This window comes from Luteolibacter sp. Y139, from assembly GCF_038066715.1.
Lineage (GTDB): Bacteria > Verrucomicrobiota > Verrucomicrobiia > Verrucomicrobiales > Akkermansiaceae > Haloferula > Haloferula soli.
The window spans coordinates 52,533-73,037 of sequence record NZ_JBBUKT010000002.1 but is presented as its reverse complement, the minus strand read 5'-3'; the positions used below and the strand labels follow the sequence as shown (position 1 = coordinate 73,037).

Below are 20,505 nucleotides of genomic sequence, written 5' to 3'. Positions count from 1 at the left end.
TAAATCGACATCACTTGGTGGCGTTGGGATCGGGACGGGTCCCGGTGAAGGTGAAAGTCCAGCCCTTGTTGGAGTTGGAGGGCGGCGGGTTCTCCCATTTGAACTCGGACATGTTCTTCATCAGGTTCACGCTGAACTGGCTGACCGGCTGGGCCTGCTGCGCTTCACCGTTGATCTTGATTTCGTTGGCGGAAATATCGGCCACCTTGAGGCGCAGGCCCGAATTCGGCGGGATCGCCTTCGCGATCCGGGACATGATTTCCACCGGCGCCTTGTTGCCATCCACCACCAGATCGAGCTCGGTCCACATCGCCAGATGCTGCTCGTAGGCCAGCCGGTCCGCCGCCGGGGCGATCGACTCGGCTTGCGCCTTGAGCTTCTTGATCTGGCTTTGATCCTTCCACAGCCCGTAGCCGAACCAGCCTGCCGCGCCGAGGTAGGCGATCACCACCGCGGCCACCGCCAGCGTCTTCTGCTGGCGGGACTTGGCCGCGCGGCGGGCCGCACGGACGTCGGCCGGCAGCAGCTTGCTGCGCGGCTCCGGCAGCACCGGATCCGGGCGCGGCGTTACCTTGATCGGGACATTGAAGCCGCCCGCCAGACTGCCGGCGCTGCCCGCATCGCCTTCCGGCGACCAGACATGCACCGCCTCGGGCTTGAGCTGGAGGCCTTGGATGGCCATCTGCCCGAGCGCGAGGTGAATATCCTTCAGGCACCCCGCATCCGGCGCGGCACCACCGCTTGAGGTGGCCTGCGAGTAGAGCAGCTTGCCATTCCGGTAGAAGGCGAAGACCCAGCGGCTGAATTCCATCCACACCGCCACCGCCTCGCCGCGGACCTCATAGGCACGCGCGGAAATATCGAACTCCTTCGGGCTGCGCGGCGGCAAGTCGCCATCGCCCGGTGACTTCAGCACCACCCCGAGCAAGGTCGCGGACTCTTCCTCCTTGGTGACAACGAAAGTATCGGAAAGCTGGCCCGCCATCGGATCGGCGCGCACGCCCAGCCGCTCCGCATGCATCGCCGCCAGGTCGTCGAAGAGCGAGTCATCCGTGCTGGACGCCTTGAAGGGCAGCGCGTGATAGCCGCGCACCGGGAACAGCATCGCCAGATTGCCCGTGGGCAGGCTGCTCAGCTCCGAGGCACGCGCAGGACCGTCGGCCGATTGCAGCACAAAGCCGCCGGTCGTAGCTTGCTTCCAGATTTCCCAGCCCCGGGCACCCGGGACTAGCAGCGACATTTCCTGTTGTTTGCTCAAGGCATCACCTCCTCGGTTCGTTCCAAAACCGCCGGTCTTCCGGTTCGGTTGCGCACGATGACTGTTATTTTCCGCTTCGCCCCGGCCACGGTGCCGATGCTTTCCAAGCGGGTGGTTGAATCGTTCACAGTCACGCGGGCGGAAATTTCAGGGCGCAGGCTGGCGTCCACGCCTAGAAGCGCAAGCGCTTGTTCGACGGATTGAAACGGTGCGTCGTCATCGGTATCGCGGATCCCATCCGGACCGCGGACGGTCTCGGGAATCACATTCGCGTCCTCCGGCGTGATCTCGCACGCCGCGGCGATCAATTCGGCGGAGGCCTCGTTCAGGTCGAGCGCGCCACCACTCCAGATCGTGAACCAATTCCGCCAGTCCGGCCGGACGGCTTCGACGTAGTCCATGCCGCGCACCAGCCGCATTTCGTCGAGATTGTAGAAGGGCCGGTTGAAGGGCTGGTTGAGCCGCTTTTGGTCCAGATACCACTTCGACTCGGCGCCATTGAGGCCCACCTCGTCGTCCTGGTCCACCCAGTCCATCAGCCCGTCCACCATCATCTGCGACTCTTCGAGGGTTAGCCCCCAGTCGCTGAAGAGCGATTTCAGGAACTGCTCGTCCTTGCGGAGCAGGATCGCGTTGATGTTGAACTTCTCCCCTTCGGAGATGATGCGGGCCTCGAAGCCCTCGCCACTCTCTCCGGAAAACTGCTTCAGCAAGGGATCCGTGCGCTTCACCGCCGGATTCGACGCCACCGCGATCCCCATCTCCGCCAGCTGCTCCGCGCGGAAACCGTGAATCTGCGACGTGGCCACGTCCGAATCAAAGGCCACCACCCGGATCGCAGCGATCGAGGCAATCCCAAGGATTGCGATCAGGCACAGCACCGCGACAAGGGCCGAGCCCCTGGACTTGGTTCGAGAATTTTTCATCGGCCACCTCCTTGTAATGGACCACCACCACCTCCAGGGCCACCACCACCTCCAGGGCCACGACCACCGCCGCCGCCGCCTCCACCACCCGGACCGCGGCCACCGCCACCACCTCCGCCGCCAGGACCGCGACCACCGCCGCCTCCATTAGGTCCCCTGCCTCCACCGCCCTGACCTCCAGGACCGCCTATTTGAATACCGTTACCACCACCCAAGCCACCCGCTCCGCCAATCCCACCCGTCATCGCCTGCTGCTGCAGCGTGCGCATCGCCACCTCGGGGTCCTGCTTCGGCGTGATCCAGAAAATCTGCCGCATCGGCTCGCCTTCCTTGCCGAAGGCAATCGTCAGCTCCATCTGCAGCGGCAAGCGCCCCACCAGATCCCAGTCGTAGTTCCACTCCATCGTGCGGCCATCCAGCACCCGCCACTCGAAGGTGCGGACGTCCTGCAGCAGCACCACTTCCGCGAAGGGATCCACCTTCTTGTTGTTCTGCGCGTTGTCGCTGTCCTCGAGGATCTCTTCCTCATAGTAGCGCAGCACGATGTCCAGATAGCCGTCCCGCTTCAGCACGGTGGAGAGCTGGACCGCCTTCGCCACCTTCTCCGCCCCCGCCCACGTGAAAGTCATCGGCACGTTCTGAAGCGTCAGGTCGGAAGTATAGTGGGTGCCCGCATCCTTCGATAGCAGCTCCATCCGGGTGTTGCCCGGCAGGGACGCAAATTGCTGCGACATCAGCTCGATGAAGGCGTGCTTTTCAGCCTCCTCGTTCTGGCGCTCCACCACGGCATTGCCGAGCTGGAGATTCGCATTCGCCGCGTAGAAAATCATCCCGCTCAAGAGGGCGAGCAGCCCCATCGCCAGCACCACCTCTAGCAAGGTGAAGCCGCCACGATTGGCCGGGCGCTGGACGGTGGAATTCTTCATGGCTGGTAAAGGCGCGAGTACCGCCAGGTTTCGGCCGTTTGTTCCTGCGGCACCCCGTTCTCCACCCAGTGGGCCGCCACCTCGATGCGATACATCTCCTGCAAAAGCTGGCCGTCCTCGTTCTCCATTTCCGGCAGCAGTTCCACGATCGTCTCGATCTCCATCCCCGCCTCCTTCATCTCGTCCACCGCCACCGAGGTCTTGCCCTCTTCCAGCACCGGATAGGACATCGCTTCCGCCAGCGAGCTTTGCAGCAGCCGGGTGATGGTCAGTTCGCGCCGCCCTTGTTCCGCCAGGTCGGCGGTGCGGCTGAGTGCCAGCGTGAAGCCGGTCACCGCGATGGCGAACACGCCGATCGCCAGGATGACTTCCATGAGCAGGAAGCCAGCGGCGTGGCGGCGCTGGTGCCGGTTGCGGCGTTGCGGGGACTTCATGAGAGTGAGATCGGATCGGTCAGTAGATTTCCTTGGCCGTATCCCGGATGCCTCCGGTCAGGGGATGAAACTCGTTTTCAATCCAGCTGCGGCCGAATTCCAGGCGGACCCCGACGGGTTCGCAGAAGCCTTGGGGATCGAAGCGCCACAGGTGCCGGTTCTTCGCGTTCACCGGCAGCCAGGTATCGCTCGCCCAGCGGCGGATGAAGATCCGGATGTCCGGGTCCACGGTGTAGCTGGCATGCATCGCCGCGAATCCCTTGCTCGCCGATTCACCTCCCGCGGCCGCCTTGGCCTCCCGGGCCTCTTGCGCGGCTGCCGCCTCTTCACGATCCCGGGGATCGATCAGGGCTTCCGCCAGAGGCATCAGCGTCACGGTCTGCTCGTTGAATTCCAGGACATACGGCTTCTGCTGGAGGGACGAGATCGCCCGTGCCCGCTTTGCCATGACCTCGATTTCCGTCGAGTCACGGTTCAGCGCCCGCTCGTCATTGGATGCGACCATCAGGCCGAATGCACCTCCGATGACGATCGCGACGATCACGAGGACCACCACGATCTCCAGCAAGGTGAATCCTGCTTGGGACCGCTTAAGCGTCCTGGCTGCTGAAATCCTGTTCTCCACCTTCGGTTCCGTCTTTCCCCTTTGAAATGATTTCGAATTCGCTCGGGTCCTTGCGGCCCGGGAAAATGTAGCCGTACTCGTGACCCCATGGGTCGGTCGGCACCTTCTTCATGACCTGCGTCCAGCGCGTCGGCGGCGGCGGAGCACCCGGCTTGGCCACCAGCGCCGCGAGGCCCTGGGTCGTGGTCGGGTAGTTTCCGGCGCTCATCTTGTAGGCCTTCAGCGCGCTGCTGAGGGCTCGGAAATCCGCCTCCACGCGTTGCGTCTTCGCCACGTCGGGGATTCCCGTGATCAGGGCGATCGAGCCACCGAGCAGGACCGCAATGATCCCGAGCACGATCACCATCTCAAGCAGTGTAAAACCGGCGGCGACGCGGCCGCGAATGACATTCTTGTATTTCATGATGAAGTCTTACGCGGACCGCTTGGCTTGGACGGGCCGCTGGTTTATTCGTCCTGGCTGCTGAAATCCTGGTCCCCGCCTTCAACCCCGTCTTTGCCCTTGGAGATGATCTCGGGTTCGCTCGGGTCCTTGCGGCCCGGGAAAATGTAGCCGTACTCGTGCTGCCATGGATCGGTCGGCAGCTTCTTCATGACCTGCACCCAGCGGCGCGGCGCGGGCTGGCCACCCGGCTTCTCTACCAGCGCCTTCAGGCCCTGGGAGGTGCTCGGATACGTGCCGGCGTTGATCTTGTACGACTTCAGGGCATTGCCGATGGCCAGGAAATCCTGCTCCACCCGCTGCACCTTGGCGCTCTCACCCACGCCACCGATCAGGGCGATCGAACCGCCGAGCAGAACGGCGATGATCCCGAGCACGATAACCATTTCCAGGAGGGTGAAACCGGCGGCCGCCCGTCGGCGGATAACGTTTTGGTATTTCATGAGTGATTCACTTGGGTTGCTGGGCGAACCCTTACGACTCGGAAAACACCGCGCGATCCAAAAGTTGTCGGAGAATTCTGCATTCCCCGAGCATATCGCCGTCCGCAGATCCGCCGGAATCCTCACTTTACCTCCCGCGGAGCACGCCTAGGGTGCGGAATATTGCCGCGGGAAGCGGCTCACAACGCCATGAACCGCCGCAACTTGCTCGCGCTCCTGCTTTCCCTCCCCATCATTGCCTCCTGCGAACCGAAAGACGCCATGCCCGAAGAAGCCAAAAAGCCCGCCCCCCTCCCGAAGGTCCCCGAAGGTTCCGAAGTCATCACCCTCGGTGCCGGCTGCTTCTGGTGCGTCGAGGCCGTCTACCGCCAGATCCCGGGCGTGGAAGCCGCCGTCTCCGGCTACATGGGCGGCACCGTCGCCAAGCCGACCTACGAGCAGGTCTGCACCGGCTCCACCGGCCACGCCGAAGTGGTCCAGGTCGTCTACGACCCCAAGAAACTCTCCACGGAGAAGCTCCTCGAGTGGTTCTGGCACCTCCACGACCCCACCACCCTGAACAAGCAGGGTGCCGACGAAGGCCCCCAATACCGTTCCGCCATCTTCTACCACACCGACGCCCAAAAGGCCGTCGCCGAAAAGTCGAAGAAAGAGGCCCAGTCGGAATTCAAGTCCCCCATCGTGACCGAGATCACCAAGGCCGGTGAATTCTACCCTGCCGAGAATTACCACCAGGACTACTACTTCCAGAACAAGAACAAGAACGGCTACTGCCGCATGGTGATCTCGCCCAAGCTCGAAAAGCTGAAGCTGAATCACTAAAAGGGGCCCGCCCCGGCCAGCTTTTCAGTTGCCCCCGGGACGGCCGCGCAGCCGCAGACAGACAGTGATCACAGATAGCAGCCGGATCTCAGGGTCCGGCTGCTTCTTCTTTTTCATATCCCATCTATCCCGGTCCCGATCTTCTTCGCCTTTCATCCGCGCCATCCGCGAAATCCGCGGTCAAATCCCCTCATTCGCGTCCATCTGCGGTTGAAATCCCCAACCAACCCGAAGGAGAACGCCCGAAAAGACACGCCGGACGACAACGGATTCACCGGAGCGCGCAAAAAATCCGTGCCTGCCCCGGCTGATGCGCTTCAATACGCCGCGAGCGATTCCGCCACGTCTTTCCAGCGCCCATGTCCATCCAGATTCTTCACGCCGACCGGGTTCCACCCACCGGATGCCTTGTCGTTCCCGGCCGCATCGGCACCCACGAGCTGCCACAGATCGAGAAGCTTTTCGCCGGCCGCCGCATCACCTGGCTGGTCGAGGAAAAGTCGAAGCTGGACCCCACCACCCAGGCAAATCTGGAGCGCTCCGGCGCTGCCGCCGCCTTCGCGGACGATGACGATGCCCACGCGATGGGCGAGGAACTCCGCGGCGCGCTCGAAAACGGCGGCGTGATCATCTACATCCCCGGCCGCGCCGTCTCCCGCAAGGCCATCCCCTGCACCATTCCCGGCAAGACCCTGCGCGCCCTGTGCTCGTTCGGCCTGCCGGTGCTGCCGGTCATGGTGGACTACCCGCGCGATGCCGCCCTGTCGATCGAGCGCACCAGCTCCATGCCGCAGGCCGTGATCGGCATCGGCACCCTGCTCGCCCCCGGCACCGCCAGCCCCGCGACCTACCGCGAGAGTTTGATGGAGCTGGTGGAAGAATCCTTTTCCCGCCGCCCGCTGCTCAAGTCCTCGCTCGGCATTGCCCTGCTCCAAGGCCTCAAGAAGCACTCGCGCAACAAGGTCCACGACGGCTCGGATGATTCCTCGATCGGCTTCGACCGCATCCTCGGCGCCGCCCTCGTTTTCTCCAAGTATCTCAAGGAGTCCACCGACAATCCCCGCATCGGCATCATCCTGCCGCCGGGCAAGGCCGGCCTCATCGCCAACCTCGCCGCGGTCTTCGCCGGCAAGACCCCGGTGAACTTCAACTTCACCGCCGGCCACGAAGCCGTCCGCTCGGCGATGCGCCAGTCGAAGCTCGATCGCTACATCACCGCGGACCCGTTTGTTAGAAAGCTCGCCTCGTTCCCATGGCCGCCGAACCGCGACATGATCTTCATCGAGCGCGCCCTGCCCGCCCTGAAGAAGAAGGTCGTCACCTGGACCATCCTCGGAAAGCTCCTGCCCTCGTCGGTGATCGCGACGCTGTTCGGCATCGGCAAGAAGCGCGGCAATGACGAGTGCATCCTGCTCTTCACCTCCGGCTCCTCCGGCGAACCGAAGGGCGTGCCGCTCACCCATCGCAACGTGCTGGGCAATGTCTGCCAGTTCGGCACTCGCCTCGATCTCGTCCCCGGATCCTCCGCCATCCTCGGCTGCCTGCCACTCTTCCACTCCTTCGGCTGTACCGTCACGCTGTGGTATCCCATCATCGAGGGCATCGACCTCGTGACCTATCCGAATCCGCTCGAAACGAAGCGCCTCGCCGAGCTCATCGCGCAGAAGGGCGTCAATGTCCTGCTCGCCACGCCGACCTTCCTCCGCGGCTACATGAAGCGCGTGGAGCCTGAACAACTCCGCTCCCTTCAACTCGTCGTCACCGGTGCCGAGAAGCTGCCGGAGAACCTCTCGCAATCGTTCCAGGAGCGCTTCGGCATCGCACCGCAGGAAGGCTACGGCCTCACCGAGACTTCGCCTGCCACCAACGTCAATCTGCCCGATCCTTCTCCATCCGGTGAAGCCATCGTCGTGCCCTCACATCGCCGTGGCTCGGTCGGACAACTCCTTCCCGGCATCGCGGTGCGCCTCACCGATCCCGCCACCGAAAAACCCCAGCCCGCCGACAAGCAAGGCGTGATCTGGATGAAGGGTGCCAACATCTTCAACGGCTATCTCAACAACGTCACAAAGTCGGAAGAAGTCCTCACCAAGGACGGCTGGTTCCGCACCGGTGACGTCGGCCGCATCGATGATGATGGCTTCCTCTACATCGAAGGCCGCATCTCCCGCTTCTCGAAGATCGCCGGCGAAATGGTCCCGCACGAGACCGTCGAAGCCGCGATCAACAAGGCCCTCGGCCTCGACGCCGAAGCCGAACGCAAGATCGCCATCGTCGGCATCCCCGACGAAGCCAAGGGCGAAGCCATCGTCCTCCTCTCCACCATCGCCGGCCCGGCCTTGGAACAGGAATGCATCGACCTCCGCTACAAGCTCATGGACGCAGGCTTCCCATCCCTCTGGTGCCCCAAGATCATCGTCCCCGTCCAAGAGATCCCCGTCCTCGCCTCCGGCAAGCTCGACCTCAAGGGCTGCGAGGAGCTAGCGCTCGGCTGATACGTCTTTAACGTGGTCGCACTTTAGGAGCTTTATAGGTGATCCAGCCACCTTGGACCGCCCGTACGTTCTCCACTCGGGGAAATGAGAAGCCACGTCCGGGAGGCTGGCTACTGACAGGATTTTAGTTTCGCTGCTCGCAGGTAGGAAATAAGGTTATCCCATGGTCAATGGATCCCTTCTCAGATTGACAGCAGTAGCGGCACTTTTCCTGTCGTGCCTGCCTTCGTCAGCCCAAGAAGCTAAGACTGAAAAGCTCGCTCCAATACTGGCGAAGGATGTGAGCATTTATCCTTACAGCAATAACCGCCCTAACGTCAAAATTGATCCGAAGACCAAAGGCATCTTCGATGAGCATAAAGTGACCGTTACCGCTGCCAAGGAACAGACGAGAATCCGCATCAAGGGAGAAATGAAAAATCCCGACGGGAAAATCGAAGGAGCTCCGGTTCTTCACCTCGGAAAAATTGCCATGATTCCCATCTCGGAGCGCGCTGGCGCCCTGAAGGTAGGCGAGCCTGCCATCGAGGGCAGCGTCCGTTACATCATCGTTCTCGAAGTCGCTGACGACAAGCTGAAGACCGATTCAATGGATCTCAAGAAGGGCGTGGACTACAATTGGAGTGTCGCGAAAAAGGACGGACAGATCACCTTTGCGGTCTTCCAAGGAGGCGAGAAGAAATGGTCGGTAGCTGCTCCTGAAAATGACGTGAAGGCCTTCGGGATCGGAGCATTCACTCGGTTTGAAAAGCAGAGAACCGAAATTGATTTCTCTATCAATAATTGAGCCGCCTTCGCGCCACCCTCTCTTTTAAACGCAGCCCCACGATCCCGGAGGGATCAAAGCGAGTAGCCGGTGGTCACAGCCGCGCAGCGGCAAAGACCACCGGACCCCATGGAACGCGAAAGGAATCCCGGAGGGACTCCAGCCACGCCTGAAGCACCACCGCGGCGTCTAACAATTCCATCGCCACGGGACACAAACCACCCGCCCCTACTTCTTCACCGGCTCCATCTTGAACGGCACCGCCTCCTCCTTCAGGTCCGTCCAATAACGCACCGTCACCGCCAGCTTCTCGCCCTTCGCCTTGTCGAAGTGATACGTCTTCGCATCGTTCATCGAGGAACTGCCATTGCCATCGAGCTTCGTCCCACCATCCATGACGGTGATCTCCACCACCGCCTTGTGATCACCCGTGATCGTGATGGAAGTCCCATCGCCACCACCACCCAAGAATCCCCCGCCCTCCGCAGCAGAGATCTCAAATGGTCCCAATGGCTTCTTGGTCTTATCCCCGGCCGTCAGCTCGATCTTCTTCTCCTCCGCCTTGGAAGCCGTGACCGCCGTGATCGTCCCATCAAGCGACGCCCCCTCAAGCGATCCGAACAGATCGCCGGGAAACCCCACCGTGAAACTCCCCACCTTCCCGTCCTCGCCCACCTTGGAAAAGCTCTCCTGCTTCCAATTCGCCTTCCCGCTGCGAGTCCGCGACCACTCGCGGCCGTCGCCGAGCTTGAACGACTTGATCTCCACCGAGTCGTCCTTGAACGCCACCAGGTTCTCCCCGCGCACCAGGAATGATAGCTTCGCCCCGGGCTCATAGCCCATCGGCTTCACTTCGAACGGCACATCCTCACCCAGAGGTCGCCCCGCCTGCACTTGCAACAGCGAAACATCAAACGGCCCTGCGGTCAGGACCAGCGGCACCAGGGAGAGGACAATCACGGCTTTCATCGATGCAATCCTGCCGATGAAAGCCGTATCTGCCAAGGCGAAGCATCAATCCGGTGTCTGCAGGCGGAAGAAAACACGCACCGCTCCGGGCGGCACGGTCATCTCCAGGTCGACCGCACCCGTCTCCGGAATATCCACCTCCTGGAGGTTCGACCAGCCGGTCAAATTCTCAGAGTGCTCGAGCGCGTAGCGCTGGCCCGGCACGCCGGTCACCGTGAGTATCATCCCGCCGGTTGGCGTGCTGTTGACGACCAATCCCGGAACCGGCCCCGCTTCTCCCACGGCGGCTGCCTTCGACTTGGCCGCAATGCTGCGCACCGCCGGAGCTGGCGGAGCAATCGTGATGGTCACCGTCGCCGGCGCCGAATCAAGGCTGCCGTCATTGGCCACATACGTGAAGCTGACCGTGCCGGAGAACGTGGCCACAGGCTTGAACTTGAGGTTCGCTCCCTTGCCCGTGATCGTGCCATTGGCAGGCGGAGTGACCACCCGGAAGGTCAGCGGATCACTGTCGGGATCGGTGCCCTGGAGGAAAATCGCCACCGCCTTCTTGGCCGGTGCGCCCAGATTTTGGGAGAGCGCGGACGGAGCCTTGTTGTTGGGATTGACGACGTTGATCTCAACCGTGGCGACCGCGGAATTGATGGTCCCGTCATTGGCCACGAAGGTGAACTTGTCCTTGCCCTTGAAGCCGGTGTTGGGCGTGTAGCGGAAATCCACCCCGTTGCCGACGATCGTCCCAAACTTGGGAGCCGCGGCCATCGCATAGGTCAGGCTGTCACCGTCCGCATCGGTTCCCGATACGGAAATCGTCACCGTGGTGTTCTGATTCACGGCCACGCTCCGCGAGGTTGCCGTCGGCTTCTGATTGGCGTCTTTCACCTTCACGTTGACCGTCGCAACCGGCGAATCCGCCTTTCCGTCGTTCACCACGTAGGTGAACTTGTCATTGCCAGTCCACTTGGCCACCGGCGTGTAAGTCACGTTGGGCGGCGTGCCCGTCAGCGTGCCGTCTTCGGGAGCGCTGACGATGCGATAGGACAGCGTGTCGGCATCGGGGTCGGTGCCGCTGAGCGTCACCTTCACCGCCTTGCCCTTCATCGTCGTTGCCGATTTCGTGTGAGCCTGGGGAACCCGGTTCGAGACACCCACGCTGATCGCCACCGTGGCATTCGCCGAGTTCAGCGTCCCGTCATTCACCCGGTAGGTGAAGTTGTCGTTGCCGCTGAAATTCGTATTGGGCGTATAGGTCAGATTCGGCGCCGTGCCGCTGAGCGTGCCATTCGCCGGAGCATTGACGATCACATAGGTCAGAGCGCTGCCTTCGACATCGGTGCCCGCCAGGGTAACCCCCACAGCCACTCCCGGTGTCGTGGAAATGGTGCGCGCAGTCGCCACCGGCGCATCATTGACCGGTGTGACCGTGATCGAAATCCAAGCCGCCGGTGAGTTCGAGTTCCCGTCGTTCACCCGGAAGGCGAAGCTGTCCGCGCCGCTGAAATTCGCCGCCGGCGTGTAGGTAAGATTGGGAACCGTTCCCGAAAGCGTCCCGCCCGTCGGCTGGGTGATCACGAAATACGTGATCGGCTTTGCTTCCGGATCGGAACCAGTGAGCTTGATCGAAAGCGTCGAGTCCTCCTCCACGGTCAGGCTTTGCGAATTCGCCACCGGAGCGATGTTGCCAGCCGCGATCGTGATGCTGACCGTCGCCGTGGCCGAGTTGATCGTGCCGTCGTTCACCCGGTAGGTGAAGCTGTCGCTGCCGGTGTAGTTGAGATTCGGCGTGTAGGTCAGAGCCGGTGCCGTGCCGCTGAGCGTGCCATTCACCGGCGAAGTAACGACTTCATAGGTAAGCGGACTGCCCTCGACATCGGTGCCCGCCAGGGTGACCGCCAGTGCCGTGTTCGGCGCCGTGCCCAAGGTAATCGGCGTAGCCACCGGAGCGTCATTGACCGGCGTGACCGTGAGGGAAATCCACGCAGCCGCCGAGTTGGCGCTGCCATCGTTCACCTTGAACGCGAAGCTGTCTGCTCCGTTGAAATTTGCCTTCGGCGTATAAGTGAGATTGGGAGCCGTTCCCGAAAGCGTCCCGCCGGTCGGCTGGGTGACGATGGAATACGTGAGCGAACTGTTCTCCACGTCCGATCCCGTGAGCTTGATCGTGAGCGGCGTGTCTTCCGCCACGCTAAGTGTCTGCGCATCCGCGACCGGGACGTCATTGACGGCTGAAATCGTGATGCTGACCGTCGCCGCGGCCGAGTTGGCCGTGCCGTCGTTCACCCGATAGGTGAAGCTGTCGCTGCCATTGAGGTTGGCCGCCGGCTTGTAGGTCAGGTTCGGCGCGGTGCCGCTGAGTGTGCCCTTCGTCGGGGCGGTGACGATCTCATAGGTGAGCACATCGCCATCCACATCGCTGCCGGAAAGCGTGATCGCCACCTGCCCGTCTTCCGCAACCGTGGCGCTTTTCGCGCTCGCCACCGGGAGGTCGTTCACCGGCGTGATCGTGATGCTGACAGTCGCATTGGCGGAATTCAGCGCGCCGTCGTTTGCGCGATAAGTGAAGCTATCGCTGCCCGTGGCGTTGGCAGCCGGCTTGTAAGTCAGGTTCGGTGCCGTGCCGGTCAGCGTGCCCTTCGTTGGAGCCGAAACAATGCTGTAAGTCAGCAGATCACCTTCCCCGTCCGTGCCGGAAAGCGTCGCCGTCGCCTGGCCGTCCTCCGCCACCGTGAGCGAGAAGTCACTCGCAGCGGGCGCCGTGTTCGGCGTGCCTGGAACCGTGTAGCTAACCTCCGAAGAGGCGGTCCCGGTCTGCCCGGCGGTGTTGTAGGCCACCACCGTGAAATAGTACGTCGTCCCCTGGTTCAGGCCGGTGGCCGTCGCCGAGGTCGTTTTGCCAGCGTCGATGACATTCGGGTAGCTCCCCGGAGTCAGCCCATATTGCAGGCGGTAGCCGGCAAGGTCCGTCTCGGGATTCGGGTCCCAGGCCAAAGACACGGAATTCGTCCCGGCAGCGGAAGCGCTTCCGGCGAAACTGAGGGCCGCGGCAAAGACGGCGGCGAGGATCTTGGGGAGTTTCTGGGCGAGGGGTAGTGGGGGTTTTTTATTGGCGGCGACCAAATGGTTCATCGTTCTGGCGATAGGGGTTCGGTTTCACGTGGCGCGGCCCTCGACGTGGCCGCGGGGGGCAGGCGAAACACAACCTGCTGGAGGCTCCTGCCGGGCAGGTAGCCGTCCACTCCGGGGGAATCGGAGTATTCCGGTTGCGATCTCTGAAAGCTTCGGGGGTTCCCGCCCGTTTCATTGGCACCACCACACCCCGCGCGATCGCGAAGCCACCACCCGTGCGGGTGTTAGATGGCTTCGTTCCTTGGAAAATCACGGGGTTGCTGGCGATGATGCCGGGGCTTTTCATGGAACCGTTCCATTGGGTCAAATCCCGTTAGAAGGTTTGACCTTTGCGGCATCCTAAAAGATCCGGAAATCTTAACAAGCAAATCTGTGAATAAGTTTTGAACGTCCCTGATTAACAGCTGTCGCCGCCAATTTCCTTTTGTTAATAAGGGATCAAGGCACCGCCAAAGCGCCCCGAAATAAAAAAAATTTGCAAATCCCGATAAATTATCGGGAAGAATTAACCAATTTCGCCGCCGTCGCCTGGTCCACCGTAAAGGTTCCCTTGCCAAACCCCTGCACCGGCTCCCCCTCGTTCACCTGATACTCAAAGGCTTTGAGCGGCTTGGTCCCTTCGATCTCCGACATCAGGTAGACCCGGATCGTCAGCGCTTCCTTTCCGGTGCCCCCTTCCAGGCCCTTGATCGTATACGCCACCGAGTTCGAGCCATCCACTGCCCCCCCCACCACGATCTCCGCCTCCTTCGCATTCGCGAAACGGTGACGGCTGAACTGGTTCACCTGCACCTGCACCTCCCGGCCCGGGCTGAAGACATACACCTTCGCGATGTATTTCGCGGGATTCACTGCGGGCGGCGTCGCCGGCACCGCGCCGGTTGCCTGGAAGTCGATCGTCTCCGCGACATACTTCAGGTCCCCGGCGGCAAGTTCCTTCCGGACTTCCGGCAGCCCCGCTAGATTGACGAAATCCGCGCGATCGTAGTGCCAGGCACCTTCGTTGATGAAGGAAAGCACCAGCACGTTCTCAGTCGGCTCACCGCCGATGTCGAAATTGATCTTCCCGAAAAAAGCCGCCTTGGCGGTCGCACCCTTTTGCGAGAGATGGATCATTTTCAGCCCGTCGAGCGGCGGCGGCGGCGCGGGAACCTCGAAGATCGATCCGGGAAACGGACGCTTCTCGGACACGATGCGATTGCGCGTCTCCACCTGCCGGTACTGGGCCGTGGTCCGCTGCCACGCCGGGTAGTCCTTGCGCAGCATGGCGTTGCGCCACGTGCCGTAGTTGGCCACGAGCGCCTTGCTGATATCGGCCGCGGCAGGAGCCTGGGCGGGCGCCGCGGCGGGCATCAGCAGCGCGGCAAAAAGGGCGAGGATGCGTCTCATCGGTGAAATGGATTGGACAAGCCGTCCGCGGACATAACAAATCTTTTCGCACGCCGATCCCCCCTCCCTTTTCCGCCCCTCGATGAGTCTGCTCCAAAAAACCCCGCTGATCGGCCAGGCCCGGCAGCGGGAGATGCTGAAGTCGGCCACCACGTTCACGTATTCGGAAACGCCGGAAGGCCCGCTGCAGGCCCACTTTTTCACGCCCGAAGGCTTTGAGCCCGGCGACAAGCGGCCACTGATCATTTTCCTCCACGGCGGATTCTGGGACACGCCGATGGCAACCCAGTTCGTGCCGCACTGCCTGCACTTCGCCCAACGCGGCGCGGTGACCGTGACCGTGGAAACGCGGGTCGGCTCGGTCCACCGCACTGGACCGGTCGAAGCGCTGGAAGACCTGAAGGAGTTCCTCAAGTGGGTGAAGACCTACGAACCGCACTTCGGCGTGGATCCCTCGAAGGTGATCTTCGCGGGTGCCGCCGGTGGCGCCTTCACCATTCTGGCCATGACGCTGCCGAAGCCGGCCAAGAACGCGGAGCCTCCAGCCTACACCCCCGCGGCATTCCTGCTTTTCAGCAGCCTGCTCGATCCGATCGTACGCCCGCTCCTAGATCGCTTCCCCGACCACGCCACGGCCAAGCGCATGAGCCCGCTCAAGTCGGTCCGCCGCAAGGCCCCGCCGATGATCCTCTTTCACGGCAAGAAGGACCGCCTCACCCCCCTCTCCACCGTCGAAAAGTTCTACAAGTCGATGCGCTGGCGCCGGAATAAGATCGAGCTCGTCGAATACGAGACCGCCGACCACGCGTTCTTCAATTTCAACGTCTCCGACCAGCACTACGAGTGGAGCGTGAATGCGGCCGACCGGTTCCTGGTGGACCTTAAGATCCTCCCGCCCCCGCCCGTGATCGAGGAAGGCATCGTCGAGCCCATGTAAGTGACCCGCTCCCTCCGTGTGCGGTGAATTCAACGGGATAAGGAAGCAGGCAGTCTGGCCGCCCCCCCAGCCATTCGGCAGCCCCTCCACCCGATCCTGCGGAAGGGACACACTCTCTTGACGAAACCGCTCACTTCCCGCGCCCGATTCGGTCAAGGGGGCACAATTCCTGCTTGGCACCCACCCGAAGCTGCCTTTTATTCCCCGCCCCGCGGGAGACCCCGCACCTGACACCGGCGCGCGGATCCGCGGGACAAGGCTCTTTTGCCATTCCCTGCGATGAATCCCTATTACCATCCGAGCACGCCGCTGGTTCCTGGTTCCCTCCATAATCTCTCTGCCGAACGCGATAATTGCGGCATGGGAGCCATCGCTCACATCCACGGGAAACGCTCGTTCGAGGTCATCGACATGGCGCTCACCTCGGTCTGCAACATGACCCACCGTGGCGCGGTCGATGCCGACATGAAGACCGGCGACGGCTCCGGCATCCTTTCCCAGATCCCCTACCCGATCTTCATGAAGGCCGCCGAGAAGCTCGGCACCAAGCTGGAGAGCGAAGGCGATCTCGCGGTGGCCGTGTTCTTCCTGCCACTGAATGACACCGCCGGCCAGAAGCAGCTCAAGGCCATGGCCGAGGATGTCGTGGCCAAGCGCGGCATCACCGTGATCGGTTGGCGTGAAGTGCCGGTGAATCCGGACGCGCTCGGCAAGATCGCCCTCGCCAGCCGCCCGCACATCGAGCACCTGCTCATGAAGAAGCCCGCGGCCTGGGATGGCGATCACTTCGAACGCCAGCTCTTCCTCTGCCGCCGCACCATCGAACGGCAAACGAAGGGCCTCAACGGCTTCTACATGCCGACCTTCTCGAGCCGCCTGATTTCCTACAAGGGCCTCGCCATGCCGGCCGCCCTGCGCGCGTTCTACGGCGACCTTCAGGACTCGGATTTCCAGACCGCGATCTCGCTGTATCACCAGCGTTTCTCGACGAATACCTTCCCGGCCTGGCCGCTCGGCCAGCCGTTCCGGATGATGTGCCACAACGGCGAGATTAACACCGTCGAAGGCAACCGCAACTGGATGGCCTCGCGCGAGGAGTTCTTCTCGAACCCGATCTGGGGTGACGACATCACGCTGCTGCACGATCTCATGAACGAGCACGAGTCGGATTCCGCCTCGCTCGACCATGCGCTCGAAGCACTCGTGCTCTCCGGCCGCTCGCTGGAGCACGCCATGTGCATGCTGGTCCCGCCGGCGTATCGGAATGACGAGGACATCTCCGATGACCTCCGCGCGTTCTATCAGTTCATCCGCTCCTTCTCCGAGCCATGGGACGGCCCGGCCGGTCTCGTTTACACGGACGGCACCAAGCTCTGCGCGTCGCTCGACCGCAATGGCCTGCGCCCTTCGCGCTACAAGATCACCGAAGACGGACTGCTCTACATCGGCTCCGAAGCCGGTGCGGTGATCATCGACGATGCCAAGGTGATCCGGAAGGGCCGCCTCGGCCCCGGCCAGATGTTCTCGGTCGACACTTCCACCGGCACGGTCCGCAACGACCGCGAGGTGAAGGAAGCGCTCGCCAAGCAGAAGCCCTATCGCCAGTGGATCGACGAGAACCGCCTCGAGCTGCGCAAGTTCTGCTCGCCCGATGCACTCGCTCCCACCGTGGACTTCGAGCCACTGGAACTGTCGCGCCAGCAAGTCGCTCATGGCATCTCCCTTGAGGAGCTCGACATGGTCTTCCCGCCGATGCTCAAGGGCGCGCAGGAAGCCGTCTTCTCGATGGGTGATGACATCCCGCTCGCGGTGCTGTCGACCTATCCACGCCTGCTCTTCACCTACTTCAAGCAGCGCTTCGCCCAGGTGACCAATCCGCCGATCGACCCGATCCGCGAGTGGGCCGTCATGAGCGCTTCCGCCGGCCTCGGCCCGGAGCGCAACCTCCTTGAGGAAACGCCCGAGCACTGCCGCATCATCAATATCGAAACAGGGATCCTGTTCGAGCATCAGCTCGATCGCCTGAAGCATCTCGAAGAGCATGGCTTCCCATCCGCTGTCCTCGATATCACCTGGCCCGCATCCGCTGGCAACGCTGGCCTCAAGGTCCGCCTCGAGGAACTCTGCAAGGAAGTCGAAGCCGCCGTCGATGGCGGCGTCAGCTTGGTCATCCTTTCGGACCGCGCCGCTTCTAACAGCCGCGTCCCGATCCCGGCCATCCTTGCCACCGGCACCATCCACCATCACCTCAATCGCGTTCGCAAGCGGATGCGTTGCTCGCTGATCCTGGAATCCGCGGAAGTCCGCGACACCCACCAGGTCTCCTGCGCGTTCGGCTTCGGTGCCACCGCCGTCTGCCCGTATCTTGGCTACGCCACCGTTCGCCAGCTCGTCGCTGCCGACGCCGGCAAGGGCAAGCTCGACGGCATCAGCGTCGAGAAGGCCATGGCCAACTATGCCAAGGCTCTCGAAAAGGGCGTGCTCAAGATCATGTCGAAGATGGGCATCTCGGTGCTCAACTCCTACCAGGGCGCACAGATCTTCGAAGCCATCGGCATCGGCAAGGACGTGATCGAGTTCTCGTTCACCGGCGTGCAGTCGAAGGTCGGCGGCATTAGCTTCGCGGAGATCGCGGAAGAGTCGATCATCCGTCACAAGGCAGCGTTCGAGACCATCGTCCCCGCAGGCGAAACGCTCGACCTCGGCGACCCGGGCTACAACCGCTTCCGCAAGTCCGGCGAACGCCACGCGTGGACCACGGACGTCATCAAGAACTTCCACACCTTCGTGAAGAGCGGCAAGGCCGAGGACTACGAAGACTACGTGAAGGTCCAGCTTGAGACCACCCCGGTCGCGATCAAGGACCTGTTCGAATTCGTGCCCGCCGCGTCCGGCCCGATTTCGGTCGATGAAGTCGAGTCCGTGGAAAGCATCCGCCGCCGTTTCACCACGGCCGCGATGTCCCTCGGCGCTCTCTCGCCCGAAGCTCACGAAACCTTGGCCATCGCGATGAACCGCATCGGTGGCAAGTCCGACTCCGGCGAAGGCGGTGAAGACCCGGTGCGCTACAAGCCTTACGCGAACGGCGACTTCGCTCGCTCGTGGATCAAGCAGGTTGCCTCCGGCCGCTTCGGTGTCTCGGCTTACTACCTCGTCAATGCCGACGAGCTTGAGATCAAGATGGCCCAGGGAGCCAAGCCCGGTGAGGGCGGCCAGCTTCCCGGCCAGAAGGTCAATGCGCTCATCGCCCGCCTGCGCCACACGCAGCCCGGCGTGCAGCTCATCTCGCCGCCGCCGCACCACGACATCTACAGCATCGAGGACCTCGCACAGCTCATTCACGACCTCAAGGAAGTGAACCCGCGCGCTCGCGTGACCGTGAAGCTCGTCGCCGAAACCGGCGTCGGCACTGTTGCCGCAGGCGTTGCCAAGGCGAACGCGGACACCATCCTCATCTCCGGTCACGATGGTGGCACCGGCGCGTCCCCGCTCTCCTCCACGAAGCACGCCGGTTCTCCATGGGAACTCGGTCTGTCCGAGGCCCAGCAGACGCTGCTCATCAACAACCTCCGCAACCGCGTGATCGTCCGCACCGACGGTGGCCTTCGCAATGGCAAGGACATCATCACCGCCGCGATCCTCGGCGCCGAGGAGTACAACTTCGGCACCATCGCGATGATCGCCATGGGCTGCGTCTACGTCCGCAAGTGCCACTTGAACAACTGCCCGGTCGGCATCGCCACCACCGATCCGAAGTTCCGCGCCAAGTTCAAGGGCACCCCGGAAATGGTCATCAACTTCTTCAACGGCGTCGCCCACGAAGCCCGCGAGATCATGGCCAAGCTCGGCGTTCGCACGCTCGATGAACTCATCGGCCGCCCCGAATACCTCAAGCAGCGCAATGTCCCCGGTCACCCGAAGGCAAACCTCATCGACCTCGGTGCGGTGCTGAAGGACGTCATCCCCGACCTCGCGAAGCATCACGGCGTCGCGCCCGAGTCGATCTCGCGCGTTTGCACCCAGTATCGCAACGACGGCATCTCCAAGACGCCGCTCGACCTGCAGATCCTGCGCGACCTCGCGAAGGCACTCGGCACCGGCGAGATCGCAGAGGAGACGCCGGAATACGGCAAGGACTCCACGCCGGACAGCATCGCCGCGGCGATCAAGGTCCTGCCGGATCGCGCTCCGGTCGAACTGAGCTACGACGTGGTGAATACCGACCGCAACATCGGCACCCGCCTCGCTGGCCGCATCGCCGAGATCCACGGTGACCGTGGCTTCAATGGCCACACCGCCGTCACGCTCAAGCTGCGTGGCTCGGCCGGTCAATCGCTCGGCACCTTCCTCGTCTCCGGCGTGAAGATCGAGCTGACCGGTGAAGCCAACGACTACACCGGCAAGGGCATGGCCGCTGGCGAGATCGTCGTGAAGGTATCCCCTGACGCGAAGTTCAACCCCGCCACCAACACCATCCTCGGCAACACCTCGCTGTATGGTGCAACCGGCGGTGCCCTCTACGGCAATGGCCGCGCCGGCGAACGCTTCGCCGTCCGCAACTCCGGTGCCACCGCGGTGGTCGAAGGCGTGGGTGACCACGGCTGCGAATACATGACCAATGGCTCCGTCGCCATCCTCGGCAAGACCGGCAAGAACTTCGGCGCGGGCATGTCCGGCGGCACCGCCTACGTCTATGACGTCGACGGCCGCTTCTACTCCCGCATCAACCCGGAAATGGTCGTGCCCCTCCCGGTCCGCCGTGACCAGGACATCGCCGAGCTGAAGAAGCTGATCACCGATCATGCTGAGAAGACCGGCAGCCCGCACGCCAAGTCGTTGCTCGCCGATTGGGACAACAGCCTGAAGAAGTTCGTCCGCGTCATCGCCAAGGAACGTGCCGCCCTCGAAGCCGCTGAAGAAGCGCACGAGGCCGCCTCCGCCCGCTGA

15 protein-coding genes are annotated in these 20,505 nt (G+C 62.6%); 5 read left to right on the top strand and 10 right to left on the bottom strand.

The window, feature by feature from the left end:
• Nucleotides 1-10 precede the first annotated feature (10 nt).
• From WKV53_RS05340 to gspG (WKV53_RS05310), 7 genes are read right to left on the bottom strand one after another with little or no spacing between them, the layout of a single operon-like run.
• Nucleotides 11-1,258 carry a PilN domain-containing protein gene (locus WKV53_RS05340; RefSeq protein WP_341403321.1) on the bottom strand — a complete coding sequence of 416 codons (1,248 nt, stop codon included), beginning with the start codon at nt 1,256-1,258 and terminating at the stop codon, nt 11-13.
• On the bottom strand, nt 1,255-2,184 hold the full coding sequence (locus WKV53_RS05335; protein WP_341403320.1) for a type II secretion system minor pseudopilin: 930 nt from the start codon (nt 2,182-2,184) through the stop codon (nt 1,255-1,257). Before WKV53_RS05335 ends, WKV53_RS05340 begins: the two co-directional genes overlap by 4 nt.
• A complete protein-coding gene (locus WKV53_RS05330; RefSeq protein WP_341403319.1) occupies nt 2,181-3,110 on the bottom strand; it encodes a PulJ/GspJ family protein in 930 nt (309 codons plus the stop codon). Before WKV53_RS05330 ends, WKV53_RS05335 begins: the two co-directional genes overlap by 4 nt.
• On the bottom strand, nt 3,107-3,544 hold the full coding sequence (locus tag WKV53_RS05325; protein ID WP_341403318.1) for a type IV pilus modification PilV family protein: 438 nt from the start codon (nt 3,542-3,544) through the stop codon (nt 3,107-3,109). The genes WKV53_RS05330 and WKV53_RS05325 overlap by 4 nt, the downstream gene beginning before the upstream one ends.
• 19 nt (nt 3,545-3,563) lie before the next feature.
• The gene (locus WKV53_RS05320; protein WP_341403317.1) at nt 3,564-4,169 is read right to left on the bottom strand and encodes a prepilin-type N-terminal cleavage/methylation domain-containing protein; all 606 of its coding nucleotides are present in this window, start codon (nt 4,167-4,169) and stop codon (nt 3,564-3,566) included.
• A complete protein-coding gene (gene gspG, locus WKV53_RS05315; RefSeq protein ID WP_341403316.1) occupies nt 4,135-4,572 on the bottom strand; it encodes a type II secretion system major pseudopilin GspG in 438 nt (145 codons plus the stop codon). Before gspG (WKV53_RS05315) ends, WKV53_RS05320 begins: the two co-directional genes overlap by 35 nt.
• Nucleotides 4,573-4,616: 44 nt before the next feature.
• The gene (gspG, locus tag WKV53_RS05310; protein ID WP_341403315.1) at nt 4,617-5,054 is read right to left on the bottom strand and encodes a type II secretion system major pseudopilin GspG; all 438 of its coding nucleotides are present in this window, start codon (nt 5,052-5,054) and stop codon (nt 4,617-4,619) included.
• A gap of 189 nt (nt 5,055-5,243) precedes the next feature.
• On the opposite strand from gspG (WKV53_RS05310), the gene msrA reads away from it, so the two are divergent.
• The 3 genes from msrA to WKV53_RS05295 all read left to right on the top strand — a co-directional run bounded on the left by msrA (nt 5,244) and on the right by WKV53_RS05295 (nt 9,158).
• Complete coding sequence (gene msrA / locus WKV53_RS05305; protein ID WP_341403314.1) at nt 5,244-5,876, top strand: peptide-methionine (S)-S-oxide reductase MsrA; 633 nt, start codon at nt 5,244-5,246, stop codon at nt 5,874-5,876.
• Nucleotides 5,877-6,235: 359 nt separating this feature from the next.
• On the top strand, nt 6,236-8,371 hold the full coding sequence (locus WKV53_RS05300; protein WP_341403313.1) for an AMP-binding protein: 2,136 nt from the start codon (nt 6,236-6,238) through the stop codon (nt 8,369-8,371).
• 163 nt (nt 8,372-8,534) lie between these two features.
• Complete coding sequence (locus tag WKV53_RS05295) at nt 8,535-9,158, top strand: hypothetical protein (RefSeq protein ID WP_341403312.1); 624 nt, start codon at nt 8,535-8,537, stop codon at nt 9,156-9,158.
• A gap of 207 nt (nt 9,159-9,365) precedes the next feature.
• Here the strand turns inward: WKV53_RS05295 and WKV53_RS05290 are convergent, their stop codons facing one another.
• From WKV53_RS05290 to WKV53_RS05280, 3 genes are all read right to left on the bottom strand, one after another.
• Entirely contained in the window at nt 9,366-10,106 is a 741-nt protein-coding gene (locus WKV53_RS05290) for a hypothetical protein (RefSeq protein ID WP_341403311.1), read from the bottom strand.
• A gap of 45 nt (nt 10,107-10,151) precedes the next feature.
• Nucleotides 10,152-13,232 carry an Ig-like domain-containing protein gene (locus WKV53_RS05285; protein ID WP_341403310.1) on the bottom strand — a complete coding sequence of 1,027 codons (3,081 nt, stop codon included), beginning with the start codon at nt 13,230-13,232 and terminating at the stop codon, nt 10,152-10,154.
• A gap of 492 nt (nt 13,233-13,724) precedes the next feature.
• Nucleotides 13,725-14,621, bottom strand: coding sequence for a hypothetical protein (locus WKV53_RS05280; RefSeq protein ID WP_341403309.1), 897 nt, complete (start codon nt 14,619-14,621; stop codon nt 13,725-13,727).
• 82 nt (nt 14,622-14,703) lie between these two features.
• On the opposite strand from WKV53_RS05280, the gene WKV53_RS05275 reads away from it, so the two are divergent.
• The gene (locus WKV53_RS05275; protein WP_341403308.1) at nt 14,704-15,558 is read left to right on the top strand and encodes an alpha/beta hydrolase; all 855 of its coding nucleotides are present in this window, start codon (nt 14,704-14,706) and stop codon (nt 15,556-15,558) included.
• 279 nt (nt 15,559-15,837) lie between these two features.
• Nucleotides 15,838-20,505 carry a glutamate synthase large subunit gene (gene gltB, locus WKV53_RS05270; RefSeq protein ID WP_341403307.1) on the top strand — a complete coding sequence of 1,556 codons (4,668 nt, stop codon included), beginning with the start codon at nt 15,838-15,840 and terminating at the stop codon, nt 20,503-20,505.

Excerpts from the sequence above, each read along its gene's own strand:
- WKV53_RS05335 (WP_341403320.1), bottom strand. The coding sequence starts at position 2,184 with ATGAAAAATTCTCGAACCAAGTCCAGGGGCTCGGCCCTTGTCGCGGTG.
- WKV53_RS05330 (WP_341403319.1), bottom strand. The coding sequence starts at position 3,110 with ATGAAGAATTCCACCGTCCAGCGCCCGGCCAATCGTGGCGGCTTCACC.
- WKV53_RS05325 (WP_341403318.1), bottom strand. The coding sequence starts at position 3,544 with ATGAAGTCCCCGCAACGCCGCAACCGGCACCAGCGCCGCCACGCCGCT.
- gspG (WP_341403316.1), bottom strand. The coding sequence starts at position 4,572 with ATGAAATACAAGAATGTCATTCGCGGCCGCGTCGCCGCCGGTTTTACA.
- gspG (WP_341403315.1), bottom strand. The coding sequence starts at position 5,054 with ATGAAATACCAAAACGTTATCCGCCGACGGGCGGCCGCCGGTTTCACC.
- msrA (WP_341403314.1), top strand. The coding sequence starts at position 5,244 with ATGAACCGCCGCAACTTGCTCGCGCTCCTGCTTTCCCTCCCCATCATT.
- WKV53_RS05300 (WP_341403313.1), top strand. The coding sequence starts at position 6,236 with ATGTCCATCCAGATTCTTCACGCCGACCGGGTTCCACCCACCGGATGC.
- WKV53_RS05295 (WP_341403312.1), top strand. The coding sequence starts at position 8,535 with ATGGTCAATGGATCCCTTCTCAGATTGACAGCAGTAGCGGCACTTTTC.
- WKV53_RS05290 (WP_341403311.1), bottom strand. The coding sequence starts at position 10,106 with ATGAAAGCCGTGATTGTCCTCTCCCTGGTGCCGCTGGTCCTGACCGCA.
- WKV53_RS05285 (WP_341403310.1), bottom strand. The coding sequence starts at position 13,232 with ATGAACCATTTGGTCGCCGCCAATAAAAAACCCCCACTACCCCTCGCC.
- WKV53_RS05280 (WP_341403309.1), bottom strand. The coding sequence starts at position 14,621 with ATGAGACGCATCCTCGCCCTTTTTGCCGCGCTGCTGATGCCCGCCGCG.
- WKV53_RS05275 (WP_341403308.1), top strand. The coding sequence starts at position 14,704 with ATGAGTCTGCTCCAAAAAACCCCGCTGATCGGCCAGGCCCGGCAGCGG.
- gltB (WP_341403307.1), top strand. The coding sequence starts at position 15,838 with ATGAATCCCTATTACCATCCGAGCACGCCGCTGGTTCCTGGTTCCCTC.